Here is a 15,319-nt window from a genome sequence, read left to right as displayed (position 1 = left end):
GATGCCTTCTTTATAATACGGCTAACTTGTCCCCTTTTAAGGTGATTTCGTATTTTTTCCCTTTTACGGTCTTGAACTTGAGCGTCTTGTCTCCGTATCTTACGTTACAGGGGATTCCGGATTTGGAATGGATGATAGCTTTCTCCAGTTGTCCCTCTTTCCAGGAGATGGAAACCTCAAAATTTCCTTTGGCGCAGATTCCGCTTATTGAGCCGTTTGCCCATGCATCCGGCAAAGCGGGAAGAAGTTGGATGAATCCCATGTGGCTTTGCAATAACATCTCGGTTATTCCTGCCGTACCGCCGAAGTTTCCGTCTATCTGGAAAGGCGCATGGGTATCCCAGAGGTTGTCCAGTGTACCGTTTTTCAATAAGTTGCCGTATAGTTTATACGCATGGTTTCCGTCTTGCAGTCGTGCCCATTGGTTGAGCTTCCAACCCATGCTCCAACCGGTAGCGCCGTCTCCGCGATGTTCCAGTACCACTCTGGCTGCCTGTGCAAGTTCGGGGGTAGTCACGGGAGAGATGGTATGCCCCGGATGCAATCCGAACAGGTGGTTGACGTGGCGGTGTTCATCTTTCGGGTCGTCTATGTCGGTAGACCATTCCAACAACTGACCGTAGCGTCCTATACGGTACGGAACCAGTTTGGTCAGTACGTTTTCCCATTGTTTGCGTTCTTTGGCGTCCGTTCCGAGCACCTTGCTTGCCTGGATGGCGTCCAGTAATATTTCACGTACTACGGCATGCGCGAAAGTGACTCCCTCGTCCACCGGGCCGTGTTCGGGAGAAGTGGAAGGAGCGGCGGTGTAAGTCCCGTCGGGCTTGTGCCACAAGTGGTCTACCGCAAACTGTGCGCTGCTTTTGATAAGGTCGTAGCCGATTTCCTTTAAGAATTTCGTGTCACGGGTATAATCATAATACTCCCATATATGCGTTGCCAGCCACGGACCGACGGTAGGATTCAGGTTCCATGCCATAGATTTGCTGGATAAGGGAGCTGTGAATCCGAAGATATTGGCAGAGATGGATGCTGTCCATCCGCGGGCGTTGAAATAGGCTTGTGCTGTCTTCTCGCCGGGTTTTACCAAGCTGCGTATAAAGTCAATCAAAGGCCATGTACATTCAGAGAGATTGGTGGGGCACGCAGGCCAGTAATTCATTTGAATGTTGATGTTATTGTGGTAATCTACCCGCCACGGGCCGTCGGTATTGTTGTGCCACAATCCTTGCAGGTTGGCTGGCATGTTGCCGGGGCGCGAACTGGCTATGAGCAGATAGCGTCCGAACTGATAGTACAATTGTTCGAGCTGATAGTCCGGCACGCCTTTCTTATAGCTAGCCAGTCGTTTGTAGGTCGGCAGGTTGGGAGTGCCGATTTCCGGATTGATTTCAAAACGTACCCGATTGAACAGCGCGGTATAATCGGCTTCGTGATTACGATAAAGCTCGTCATAACCTTTTTTCAGGGCATTGTCCATCATAGCCAGAGTCGTTTGTGACGGGTCGTTGCCGACGTAGGCTTTCGGGTCTTTGAAGTCCGGGGCAAAGTTCATCTTATAATCGGTATCTGCCGTAAGCAGGAATACCACTTCGTCAGCATCCTTCACAATAATCCGGTCGTTTTCTGCTTTCAGTGTTCCCCCTTTGTGGATAGCTTTGATTCGGAAAGCGAATTTCATTCCGTTGTTATTGAGAACGCCGGTATATACTAATCCGTCGTTTCCATCTGCTTCCAGATGGCTTTTTGCTTCGTTGTTGGGACAATAGCTAAGTACAAGATTCTGTTTTCCGCCTTTGTCGGCAGTAAACTTCATGACCATAACGCTGTCTGGATAGGATATGAAGTATTTACGTTGATACCGTATCCCGTCTTTGTAAAATTGCACCACAGCCATCGCCGAATCCAACGACAGGATGCGGCGGTAATTGCTCATATTGATTTCGCTGAGTCCGGTTTCCACATAAAGCTCTCCCATCGTGGTAAAAGCACCGAAGCGGAACGGAGTCTCGTCTTTTTCTTCATAAGCTCCCAGCCCGTTGAAGTTTTCCTGCGTGAGATACCCCGCCTTTTTAGAATCCCCGTCCAGGAAAGCCTGCCGGATTTCTTTCAGTACACCTGACGACTGTTTGTTTACGTTCCAATAATACTCGGCGCCTTTGGCGGTATTCGGCCCCCCTTTCCAGAGAGTTTTTTCATTCAGTGTGATTCGTTCTGCGGATATGGAGCCCATGATATTCGCTCCCAGGCTGCCATTCCCGATAGGTAGCGAACGGCTTTCCCATGCTTTGTCCGGATTCGCCCCTGTGCCGTTGGCACGTAGCCAGATAGCTTGTCCATCGAGATTGTTGGGAGTGTCGAACCATACGGAAAGCCCTTGAGTATAATCCACCGTCTCTATGGACGCTGCGGAAAGAGAAAAAAGTGTGCAAAGAATAAGAGGGCAGAGTTTTTTCATAATATGTGTTGTTTAAAGGAATGTGAGATACAAAGGTACTTGTTTTTTAAGATTCTGTCTAGCGGGTTGGTTTCAATTTTTACCAATAGGCTTTTAAAAATCGCTAAAAGTGCTTCTTTGTAGGTTTGGTAAGATGTTTCTAATGAAGAACCGGGTCTGGTTTACATTCAGTATATCCAATTTTCAAAGAAAAACACTCCGACGGATGATGTCCGGTCTGGAGATAAATACTACCTTTGTTTCCTATATAAAAACAAGTATGTATCTGACAGGTATGAGCCGGGAAGAATTATATGCCGAAGCATATAAGGACCTCATTGCAGTATCGACCCCAATGAACATGTTTATAGATAAGGTGTGTAAGAAAGCAACGATGATGAGTCCATTTTGATCTATTGTTTCTTGCAGTACTCATGGAAGAGTATCAGGGCAGAGAACATTTTTAAAATCATTTGTTTGTGAAAGTAGCGGAAAGAGCGTATCTTTGTTTGCACTGATAAAAAGTGAACTCATAAATACACCGGATTATGGAATATGTATCATCAGAAAGAAAGTTGCTGCCATACGGCATGATGAACTTTGCGGATATTCGTCTTGATAATTATTATTACGTGGATAAAACCTCGTTCATCCCTGTAATAGAACAATCGGACAGATTCTTCTTTTTCATCCGCCCGCGCCGGTTCGGCAAGAGCCTTACGCTGAACATGTTGCAACACTATTATGATGTGCGTACACGTGACAAGTTCGATGCCCTGTTTGGCGACCTCTATATCGGAAAGCATCCCACACGAGACCGTAACAGTTATCTGGTGCTGTATCTCAATTTCTCAGGAATTAGTGGAGAGTTGCACAACTACCGTCAAGGGTTGGATGCACATTGCAATACCAGCTTCGATTATTTCTGTGATATTTATGCAGAATACCTGCCGAAAGGCATTAAGGAAGTCTTGAATGAAAAAGCAGGAGCTGTTGAGCAGTTGGATTATCTATATCATCAGTGTGAACTTGCCGGGCAGCAAATATATCTTTTCATTGACGAATATGACCACTTCACCAATGCCATCCTCTCGGATGCCGAAAGCATTCACCGATATACGGAAGAGACCCACAAGGAAGGCTACCTGCGCGCCTTCTTCAATAGGGTGAAAGCCGGAACCTATTCCAGCATCAAGCGTTGCTTCATCACCGGAGTGAGTCCCGTCACGATGGATGACCTCACCAGTGGATTTAATATTGGCACCAACTATTCCCTCACACCGAAATTCAACGCAATGATGGGTTTCACCGAGGACGAAGTCCGCGAAATGCTGACTTATTATTCTACTAAAGCTCCATTCCATCACACTGTAGATGAGTTGATAGAACTTATGAAACCGTGGTATGACAACTATTGCTTTGCGCAGGAGTGTTATGATCAGCCAACCTTGTACAACTCCAATATGGTGCTCTATTTCGTTAAGAACTATATTGATAATAACGGAAAGGCACCGCGAAATATGATAGAAAGTAACATTCGTATCGATTACGAGAAACTGCGTATGCTTATCCGCAAGGATAAAGAGTTTGCGCACGATGCCTCCATTATCCAGACTTTAGTGAGCCAGGGATACATCACCGGCGAGTTGAAAGACGGTTTCCCAGCTGCCAACATTGTAGATTCCGATAATTTCGTGAGCCTGCTCTATTACTTCGGCATGCTCACCGTGAGCGGAACATTTGAAGGCAAGACCAAACTCATCATACCCAACCAGGTAGTGCGCGAACAACTCTATACTTATCTGCTGAATACATACAATGAAGCCGACCTCAGTTTCAGTAACCATGAAAAAGATGAGCTATCTTCCGCCTTGGCATATCGTGGTGCATGGCAATCTTACTTCGACTACATCGCCGATTGCCTGAAACGCTACGCCTCTCAGCGCGACAAGCAGAAAGGAGAATCCTTCGTACATGGCTTCACTCTTGCCATGACAGCGCAAAACCGTTTCTACCGTCCCATCTCCGAAGCAGACACGCAATCCGGATATGTTGACATTTTCCTGTCTCCCATGTTGGAGATTTACCCTGACATGAGCCATAGCTACATCATCGAGTTGAAGTATGCCAAATACAAAGACCCCGAAAGCCGGGTGGAGGAATTGCGGGCGGAAGCTATTGCCCAGGCCAACCGCTATGCTGACACCGACAGGGTGAAGAACGCTATTGGCACTACGCAACTACACAAGATTGTGGTAGTGTATAAAGGTATGGAAATGAGAGTTTGCGAGGAGGTAAATTCTTGAGATACAGCATTCGATAGCTGTTAATTATCAGGAAAAGAAGTAGAGAGCTTATAAAGTAATATTCATTTCGGTATAGTACTGAATCATTACAGCATCGAATAAATTTCTCCACTGGATATTTATTTTTCATCTTTCCATCTCCCCTTTCACCTTTTCTCTGTCTCTTCGATGAGTAAAGAGTTTGCGGGTGAAGTGCAACCACTTCACCATCTCTTCACCTGTGGCGATTAGTTTCAAAAATTGTTTCAAGGCTTGAAACAATCCGTTTCTCGGTGTGAAACACTTCGTTTCATACGGTGAAACACTTTGTTTCCAGGCGTGAAACTTTTAGTTTCAAATAGGGTTGAAACTAATTACGAAATAGCTTTACTAATCTTTCTCTGATGGTGGAATCAGAGAGTAGAAATTTGATTCGATTATGAACTTGTTCAAACACCGACTTTTGCCCATATGATGAATCTATATACCCTGCTTGTCGGACATATATATTCAGCGTGGTGAGTATATATACCTACTACGCTGGATATATAGATCCATCAGCTAATTTGAAAGAACTGAATGCGCTGAAAGCACTCTACCTTGTTTGCAGTATCTTTCTGCGAGGGACGTCTTTTTTCGCTTTCAGCCGCTATTTCCTTCTATCAAGGCGTTTGCAGACAAAATTGAAACGGATGGAACCGGATTATAACATGAATATTCAATAAGAGGGCTTTGGTAAGGTTAGAACCGGATAGTTGGATATTGTAATCATTGTCTTTTTGTGATAAGAACCATTTCTCCGATGGAACGGGTTGATTTGGTGAAAAGTGAATATTTAATGGCTATTTTTAAAATACCTCTTTTTAAAAGCTACTCTACCTTTGTGACAAGAATGTTAGTTGGAAAAGCTATCTCGGCTCTTCATTCTTAAATCTGATGTCTATGAGACTTATTTTGTTAGCTAATGAATATATGAATCTTTATTATTAAATGTAGTATTATGAAAAAAAAGAGGCTTATGAAAAAACAAGGCTGCTTTGTTGTTCTTATGATGATGCTCTTGCTATTTCCTTCAGGAGCGTTTGCACAGCAACAAATGATTAAAGGACAAGTGGTAGATGATAAGGGGGAAACCATTATTGGAGCTACGGTCATGGTAAAAGGGGCAAAAGAAGGTACTTTGACCGACATTGACGGTAACTTTTCTGTCAAAGGTAAAATTGGCAATACCTTAACCATCTCTTACGTGGGTTATTCTCCCCTCGAAGTAAAAGTGACAAAACTTGAAGGCAACCGCTTCGTATTGCGGGAAGATTCAAAACTTCTTGATGAGGTTGTTGTAGTGGGTATGGACAAGCAGAAACGTAGCACCATTACGGCTGCTGTGTCTACTGTAAAGTCCGACGCTATTGTCAACCGCCCTATTACCGACTTGACAAGTGCCCTGCAAGGTAACGTAGCCGGTTTGAATTTTGATACAGATGCAGTATCCGGTGGTGTTGGTGGTGAAACTGGTGCTGAAATTAAATTCAATATCCGTGGTGCAGGTTCTATTAATGGAAGTGAACCATACGTGTTGGTAGATGGAGTGGAACAGAGTCTTCAGAATGTAAATCCGAATGATATCGAATCAATCAGTGTATTGAAAGACGCCTCTGCAGCGGCTGTATATGGTGCGCGCGCTGCTTATGGTGTAGTATTGGTTACTACGAAAAGCGGTCGGAAAGAAAAGGCACAGGTCACTTATCGTGGAACGGTCGGGTTCAGTTCACCTATTAATATGCCGGATCAGATGAACTCTATTCAGTATGCTAATTACATAAATGAAATGGCTGCCAATGGAGGTAATAAGCAGATAATTTCTGATGATCTTATTAAGAAGATGGAGGGGTTCATGCAAAATCCTTATTCGGCAGAGTTTCCGGGTATAAATGCGAATGCACTCGGGACAGATTGGGCATCTTCGAGAGATGCAGTATATGCAAATACAGACTGGTTCGATTTCTATTTTAAAGATGCTGCTATCCGTCATTCACACAATCTGAATGTAACGGGAGGTTCGGATAAGTTCAACTATTATGTAGGGCTAGGATACACTTATCAGGAAGGCCTGCTTGACCAGGTAGACGATAATCTGAGTAAATACAATGTAAATACGAAACTCCAGATTAAGGCTAATGACTGGCTGAAATTCAATTTTAACAATAATATAACGTTGAATATTATTAAGCGTCCGATGCCAAACCAGCTTATTTTCTACGCACGCGTTGGACAATCAATTCCGAATGCTCCGACGCATTATCCGATTGAATCCCAATATAATGACGCTACGGAACTTCGTAATATGAAGGAATCGCATTATGTACAGAATCGTATTTCGGATGCAATGTCTTTTTCTGCTACTGTTACTCCGTTGAAAGGATGGGATATAGTGGGAGAAATGAAAGTCCGTTTTGATGTGGAAGACAATAGTTTCAAGCGTGGATTTCCTACTTATGAAAAACCTGACGGAAGATTAGTCATGAACTCAGGTACAGATCAAGGGTATGCGTATCCGGGAATGAGTTACCTCAACTCGAAATGGGGTTCTTATACCCATGGCAATGCCTTTAATTATTATCTTTCTCCCAATGTGTCTTCATCTTATACTCATCAATGGGGAAGTCATTTCTTTAAGGCTATGGCAGGTTTCCAGATGGAATTACAGGAAAACTCCAGCGACTATACTTATAAAGACGGTCTTCTAACTGACGACATTTATTCTTTTGCCAGTGCCAATGGTATGTTATATGCGGGAGATGACCGTACGCATTGGGCTACGATGGGTATGTATGCCAAGTTGAACTGGAACTATAAGGAGACATATTTTCTGGAATTTAGTGGGCGTTATGATGGCTCTTCCCGTTTTGCACCGGGAAATCGTTGGGGATTCTTCCCTTCTTTCTCTGCCGGTTATGATATAGCCCATACGGACTATTTTAAGAATTGGAATCTTCCATTTTCCCAACTGAAAATACGTGTTTCTTATGGACGCTTGGGTAATCAAAATACGAAAGGACTTTATGATTATCTTGGGCTAGTGGATTTGTCGGCTGGTTCATCCAATGCCTGGCTGTTGCCGGGAGTGAATGCCACTCCTTCCAAAGGAGTAATTGTCAATACACCTAAGATGGTCAGCCCTTATATTACGTGGGAGAAAGTGGATAATGCCAATCTTGGTATCGACTTGATGTTACTGAACGACCGGCTTTCTGTTACTGCCGATATTTATCAGCGTACAACACATGACATGATTGGCCCGGCTGAGGCTATTCCGGCTATCGGGGGTATTAGTGATGATAATGCGGCAAAGGTAAATAATGCTACGCTACGAAATCGTGGTTGGGAATTGTCTGTACAGTGGCAGGATAAATTGAAATGTGGTTTTAGCTACGGTGTCGGATTCAATGTGTTCAACTATAAGGCGGTAGTTACAAAATATAATAACCCGGAAGGACTGCTTTTCAACAACCATACCGGCTTACCGGGGAATAAAGGATATTATGAAGGAATGGATTTGGGTGAAATATGGGGATATCAGGCAGATGACCTTTTTATGAGCAATCGAGAAGTGGATGAATACCTCAAGAAGGTGGACCTTAGCTTTTTCAAATCAAGCGACAGGTGGCAGCGTGGTGACGTGAAATACATTGATTCTGACGGTAATGGAAAAGTAGATCCGGGTAAAGGTACATTGGCAGATCATGGTGACCTAAAGAAGATTGGCAATGCTACTCCTAAATATTCTTTCGGTATCAACTTGAATGCCGGATACAAAGGATTTGAAGTGTCAGCTCTCTTCCAGGGAGTGGCTAAGAGACAATTCGCGATGGCAGGTGCCCAGTATCTTTATGGTGCAAACTGCTATTTCAAAGAACATCTTGATTATTTCAGCGCCCAGAATCCCGGCGGATATTTACCGCGCTTGGTTGACTCTAGTACTAAAGACTATGAAGCGAATGCAGGCTATAATACAACTCGTTATTTATTGAATGCGGCTTATATGCGTCTGAAAAATTTGACGGTTTCTTATAACTTTAAACCTCAATTGGTGAAGAATATGGGTCTGAGTGGCTTGAAAGTATATTTCACTTGCGACAACTTATTCACTGTCACTAAGTTGCCGAAACAATTTGATCCCGAAACAATCAATCAGGTGAACTGGATAGTTGGTGGTAGCAATGCTGCCGCTCCGGGACTTACTTCACCCTTGACTCAAAATGGTAATGGTAGAGTATATCCGATGAACCGGAATTTTGTATTTGGAATTGATGTCACATTTTAATTAGAGAGGAACTATCATGAAAAAGAAAATAATTATCCTGACAGCCTTCATGGGGCTGCTATTGTCGGCCTGTTCTGATTTTCTAGATCGGAAACCATTGACGCAGCCTGAAGATAAAGGCTTTTTAGTAGGTCGGGAACAGCTGGAGAACTACATTAATGGTTTATATAGCGCATTGCCGACACCCACTCAATTTGGTATGAGTGTCAGAGGAGAAGAAGTGAATAGTGACAACATTTTGGCAGAGAAGTATGACAAACGCCTGAATGGTGAGAATAATCAGTTCAGTGGTGCTACTGACTGGGAGAAGGGTTATCAAAATTTGCGTAATGTCAACTATTTCTTCTATCATTATGAGGTTCCGGAGAACTTGGAAACAGATGAAGTTCTTTCACTCAGGGGAGAAGCTTATTTCTTACGTGCATATTGGCACTTCTATTTGCTTACCCGCTTTGGAGATATACCTATTATGGATGATTTTTGGGATGGAAACGCGACATTGGAAGGTTTGCAGATTCCGGCTTCGAAACGTTCGGATGTTGCCCGGTTTATATTAAGCGACTTGAAGGCTGCTATCGGTGAGATTCCCGAAGCAAAGGCAAGTCTGTTTCCCCGTAGCAAATATTCGGGATTACGTATTAACAAAGAGGCGGCTGCTATTTTGGCTATGAGAGTGGCGCTTTATGAAGGCTCATGGGAAAAATACCATAAAGGGACTGATTTTGCTAAGGAAGATAATTCTGCCGAGTTCTTTCAAGAAGTATTGAACTGGGGTGACCAGCAACTTTTTCCTGCAGGTTTGACTTTGAATACAAAGGAGACTGATGATGAGGCTGTTAATCCGGAAGATGCGTTTGCACACTTATTTAATAAAGGGGATTATTCCCAAATTTCGGAAGCGGTATTCTGGAAGAAATATTCCGTGGATGGTGGTGTATATCATGTGTTAGGCCAATTGCTTGCCGGAGGAGTGATAGATAACCAGGGACCTGCAGGATTATCAAAATCATTGGTCGACAATTATTTGAATGCAGATGGTTCTTTTATTAATCCGGAGGATGAAAAGTATAAAGATTTCAATCAGATGTTCGAAGGCCGTGATGGGCGACTTCTTGCCACTGTGATGCATACGGGATCCAAATTTCGTTCAGCAGCCGGATCGAAAGCTGCTAAACCAATGAATGTGAAAGCTTATGATGCTACTGGTACTGAAGAAGAAATGAAAGAAAAAAATGCTGATATTGTTTGTCCGAACTTGACTGGTGACGGTAAATACAAAAGTGTTACGGGATTCCATATTAATTTGGGTATTGACACTGCTTATGTAGAGGGAAACTGTGAAACGGGTATTATTTTATTCCGGTATGCGGAAGGATTGCTCTGTTATGCGGAAGCTGCGGCAGAATTGGAAGGAAAATGGAACGACGCTGTATTGAATAAAACATTAAAACCACTGCGCGAAAGGGCAGGTGTGACATGGGTAGAGCCGAAAGCTGATCCTAATTTCCCATTTACCGGCCTTACTCCTTTGTTGCAGGAAATTCGCCGTGAACGACGTTCGGAACTGGCTCTTCAAGGATTCCGTCTGGACGATTTGATGCGTTGGGCAGAAGCCGGAACATTGAAAGGTATGAAAGGACGTGGCAGAGGTGCTTATTTGGGTGAAGACGGTATCCTGTATCAAAGTTACTCGCCCAAAGATCATGAGACATTGAAGTCTGTATTGGTAGATAATGACAAATGGATGGATCCGTTGCAACAGTATTTGCCGAATGGATATCTTTTTAATTTGAACCGGGATTATTTATTGCCGATACCACAGGATGAATTACAGATGAATCATCAGATACATCAAAATCCGGGTTGGGAGACAGTTAGCGAATAAATACTTAATGAACCATATTATTATGATAAAGAAAATACTATATAGATTTTTGCCCGTTTGCCTGCTAGTGGCAGGATTCTCGGGTTGTAAGGACGATACGATGGAGCCATTGCCGGAAACTGTGCCTTTGATAGTGGAAGCAAATGCGAAGAGCTTTGTAATGGGGGAGAAATTGATACTTACTGTAAAAGTGAATGATACAAAGAATCCGGATCGGGTTTCTAATGAGGATTTTGATATTTATCTCACTGCCAAAGACGGAGAGAAAGACGCTTCAAGAACGGCATTCAAATCTTTCCCTTCAATGGTTACTTTTCCAAAAGGAGAAAAATCATTCGATATAGAATTACCGATTATCGAGAGAGGATTGGAAGCTAAACAGAAGTTGTATGTGAATGTAACATCTTTTGTGCGTGGTTATGCCATGAAGGAAGCTACTCAATCTATTGTTGTCTCCGATCTCCATTATACCATAGTATCTTTAAAAAACAATTCGGATAGAGTGATAAATGAAGGTGACGAGTTTACTATTCAGGCAGAAGTTCCTGTTCCGGTAACGGATGATATGGATATTAATATCACTGTACCTGATGAGCAAAAAGATTTTTATGTGACGTTACCCCCTGCTACATTGACTATTAAAGCTGGAGAAAAAACAGGAGAAGTGAAAGCTAAGACCAAGCATAACACAGAACCTACCCAGACTGAAACACTGATTTTGAATTTTACTACCCTTTCCGGTATCCATCCGTTGGATAATGGAAAGTTGGAAATTACGATGAACGACCTTGAGGCTAAAAAGGGAAGTGAAATTGATGATGAACGATGGGTGTATGATCAGCCTGGGATTGCGTTTGCTTCAAGTGCTAAATTGACTGCAGCTAATGCACAATATGGACAGGCAAAGGAAATAAAGGAAATGGATCCGCATCCGAATGCTGAATTGGCCAAGGCAGGTTGGAAGTTTTATAATGCATGGGAGTTCCATAGTTTTGGAAATTCCGGCGATATGTGGAACAATACTAATAGCTATGGAAATAAGTTACCTCAGTTTTTGGCAGCACGTAGTACAATAATTGTACAAAATCATGCAGCTTGTATCAATGAGCAGTTCTCCAATATCACAGAACAGGGTTATCTACAGATGATACAGATGAAAGTTGCATCGCAGGCTACATCACCGGCAAAAGGGGCAAGAGAGTATGGAACTTCTGCTTATTATGGTTGTGGGACAGGTTCTGCATGGAAGTCTAATAGTCAGTTGATATCAGCAGGCTGCAGAATGGAAATCCGTGCCCGTCTCCGTGGACAGCGGAATGGTTTCAATATGGGTATCTGGCTGATGTCTGATGATGCTGCTACTCAAAAGACTTATTCGGAAATTGATATTCTTGAAAATCCGGTCGGTTCGGCTACCGGAAACAGGGCACATCAGACATTCCACGGTGGACCTACTACTGTTGATAAGAATAGCAAGACAGCCAATAACACTATAAATATGGAGAATTGGAATATTTATTGGTTGGAATGGCGTTCTGATACTGAAGTTGCATTGGGAATTAACGGAAAAGAAACTGTATGTCTGAAGAAGAGTGAGTGGACTGACGATCAGTGGACTTTTACAAATGAGAAGAATCCGAAGGGGCTTAAGTTTATTCTTACGATGGGAGCCCCCAGCCCATGGGCACTTGGCAAAGAAAATGGTACAGAAACAGGTGGCGTATGGAGTCCTAATCCTGAATTAAAGTGGGATGCTGGCTTTGCCGATTTTAATAATTATGAACGTGACAAGAATAACGATGCTATTCCCCGTATGGAGATTGATTGGATTCGTACTTATATAAATAAATCTTCGGTAGAGGAGTATGACAATAATAGAAATAGAAATAAAACGAAGTTCTATTAATCACAAACTGTCTTAATTAAATTTCGCAAGTGCCTTGTAAGGCTTCCATAAAAAGGGGCGGAAGAGGTACTTGCGATTTTTTTAACAACCAACTGACTATCAAACCATGACGAAATACATCTTAATCATTTGTATGCTGTTTGCATCCATATCGGATGCATGCGCGGACAACTTGACATCACCCCCTATTTCAATAGTCCCCCGTCCGGTGCAGGTTGTGCCGGGCGAGGGTAACTTCACCTTCTCCGCCCGAACCTTGTTTTCGGTAGAGAACCACGAGCAGGCTGTCATCGTCCGCAACTTTCTGAACTTATTGAAGAAAAGCTCGGGGATCACCCCGCAGTTGGCAATAGGTAGCAGTGAGAAGAGTCATGTCTGTTTTACGACTGACTCTTCTTTAAAAAGCGAAGCCTATCAGTTGGCGGTTACTCCTGAGCAGATTCAGATAAAGGCATCCGATATAAAAGGTTTCTTCTATGCACTGCAGACCATCCGCCTGCTGTTGCCGTCGGCTGTCGAAGGCAACCGTCAGGTTGAGAATATCCAATGGAGTATTCCCGCAGTAACCATTCAGGATGAACCGCGCTTCGGCTATCGGGCATTGATGCTGGATGCAGCTCGTTTCTTTATTCCCAAGGAAAACGTGTTGCGTATTATCGACAGTATGGGTATCCTCAAAATCAATACCCTTCATTTCCATCTCACGGACGATAACGGCTGGCGATTGGAAATCAAGAAATATCCCCGCCTGACGGAAGTGGGAGCATGGAGAGTGAATCGCATGGACGTTCCCTTCTATTTCCGCCGTAACGCCGAACCGGGTGAGCCCACTCCTATCGGTGGATTTTATACACAGGAAGATATTAAAGAAATGATCTCCTATGCTGCCGACCGCCAGATAGAAATTATCCCCGAAATAGATATGCCGGCTCACAGCAACGCTGCACTGGCTGCCTATCCGCAACTGGCCTGCCCCGTAGTAGACAGTTATATCGGAGTAATTCCGGGTTTGGGCGGAAGTAATTCGGGAGTGATTTATTGTGCTGGAAACGATAGTGCCTTTACATTCTTGCAAGATGTTTTAGATGAAGTGATGGCAATCTTCCCTTCGCGATATATTCATCTGGGAGGAGATGAGGCGCAGAAAGGATACTGGAAGAAATGCCCGCTTTGCCAGGAACGGATAAAGAAAGAGCACCTTGCCAACGAAGAAGATCTGCAAGGCTATTTTATGAAACGAATGAGCGACTATGTGCGTAGCAAAGGGCGTGAAGTGATAGGCTGGGACGAACTGACAAACAGCAGCTTCCTACCGGAAGGCGTTATTATCCAAGGCTGGCGCGGATTCGGTGCGGCTGCTCTGAAAGCTGCGGAAAAAGGACATCAGTTCATTATGACGCCTGCCCGCATCATGTACCTGATTCGTTATCAAGGCCCGCAATGGTTCGAACCCCAGACCTATTTCGGCAATAACACGCTGAAAGATGTCTACGACTACGAACCGGTGCAGGCGGACTGGAAACCGGAATATGCTTCTTTGCTCATGGGCGTACAGGCATCCATGTGGACGGAGTTTTGCAATAAACCGGAAGATGTGGATTATCTGGTGTTTCCCCGTCTTGCCGCCCTGGCGGAAGTGGCATGGACACAGCCCGCACACAAGGACTGGACTTCGTTCCTGAAAGGGCTGGATGCCTATAATGAACATCTGACAGCTAAAGGCATCGTTTATGCTCGTTCGATGTACAATATCCAGCATACGGTAACTCCAAACGACGGAATACTTGAAGTGGAACTGGAATGTATCCGCCCCGACATGGAGATACATTATACGACGGATGGCAGCGAACCTACGGCAACCTCACCGCTCTACGAAAAAATAGTGCTTGTAAAAGAGGCGCTTACTTTAAAAAGTGCTACTTTTACGCACGGCAGACAGATGGGAAAGACATTAATACTTCCTGTCCGGTGGAATTTGGCTACTGCCAAGCTTGTATTGACAACCAATCCGACTGAAAAGCTCCTGACGAATGGAATACGAGGAAGCTTGAAATATTCGGATTTCGAGTGGTGCTCATGGACGGACAATGATTCTGTCTCTTTCACGATTGACCTGCTGAAGCCGGAAGTGCTGAACACATTGACATTGGGATGCATCACGAACAATGGAATGGCTATCCATAAGCCGGCATCCGTGAAAGTGGAAGTTTCGGATGATAACTCCAAGTTCCGCGAAGCCGCCATGCAAAGCTTCACGCCTAAAGAGATTTTCCGCGAAGGGAATTTTATAGAAAACCTGTCATTGAAACTGGGAGGCATACAAGGGCGTTATGTACGTGTGACAGCCAAAGGCCCGGGAGTTTGTCCTGCATCTCATGTACGTCCGGGACAGACATCAAGAATCTTTTTTGACGAAGTGATACTCGAGTAAGACGAGTCAGGCTGATGTGAATAAAGTGGCGTTGGATAAGACGATAATCAA

General features: G+C 43.8%; 7 protein-coding genes. 6 read left to right on the top strand and 1 reads right to left on the bottom strand.

Annotation, left to right across the window (positions count from 1 at the left end; all coding sequences use genetic code 11):
* Positions 1-10 precede the first annotated feature (10 nt).
* Positions 11-2,458, bottom strand: a complete 2,448-nt coding sequence (locus DW862_RS11785) for a glycoside hydrolase N-terminal domain-containing protein (protein WP_004313779.1) — start codon at positions 2,456-2,458, stop codon at positions 11-13.
* Between the two features lie 142 nt (positions 2,459-2,600).
* Here DW862_RS11785 and DW862_RS11780 point away from each other — a divergent pair, with 142 nt between their 5' ends.
* The 6 genes from DW862_RS11780 (at position 2,601) to DW862_RS11750 (ending at position 15,268) form a co-directional block, all read left to right on the top strand.
* Positions 2,601-2,849 (top strand): hypothetical protein, encoded by a 249-nt coding sequence (locus DW862_RS11780; RefSeq protein WP_243636482.1) that lies wholly within the window; start codon positions 2,601-2,603, stop codon positions 2,847-2,849.
* A 136-nt stretch (positions 2,850-2,985) separates the two neighbouring features.
* Positions 2,986-4,743 (top strand): AAA family ATPase, encoded by a 1,758-nt coding sequence (locus DW862_RS11775; RefSeq protein ID WP_120068350.1) that lies wholly within the window; start codon positions 2,986-2,988, stop codon positions 4,741-4,743.
* A 979-nt stretch (positions 4,744-5,722) separates the two neighbouring features.
* Positions 5,723-9,046 carry a TonB-dependent receptor gene (locus DW862_RS11765; RefSeq protein WP_162612964.1) on the top strand — a complete coding sequence of 1,108 codons (3,324 nt, stop codon included), beginning with the start codon at positions 5,723-5,725 and terminating at the stop codon, positions 9,044-9,046.
* 16 nt (positions 9,047-9,062) lie between these two features.
* Positions 9,063-10,931: a RagB/SusD family nutrient uptake outer membrane protein gene (locus DW862_RS11760; RefSeq protein WP_087318023.1), complete on the top strand. Its 1,869-nt coding sequence runs from the start codon at positions 9,063-9,065 to the stop codon at positions 10,929-10,931.
* A 22-nt stretch (positions 10,932-10,953) separates the two neighbouring features.
* Positions 10,954-12,837, top strand: a complete 1,884-nt coding sequence (locus tag DW862_RS11755; protein ID WP_087318039.1) for a DUF5006 domain-containing protein — start codon at positions 10,954-10,956, stop codon at positions 12,835-12,837.
* A 106-nt stretch (positions 12,838-12,943) separates the two neighbouring features.
* The gene (locus DW862_RS11750; RefSeq protein ID WP_120068347.1) at positions 12,944-15,268 is read left to right on the top strand and encodes a family 20 glycosylhydrolase; all 2,325 of its coding nucleotides are present in this window, start codon (positions 12,944-12,946) and stop codon (positions 15,266-15,268) included.
* Positions 15,269-15,319 lie beyond the last annotated feature (51 nt).

The organism is Bacteroides sp. AM37-9, assembly GCF_003603455.1.
GTDB lineage: Bacteria > Bacteroidota > Bacteroidia > Bacteroidales > Bacteroidaceae > Bacteroides > Bacteroides xylanisolvens.
This window is presented reverse-complemented; position numbering and strand designations above follow the sequence as displayed.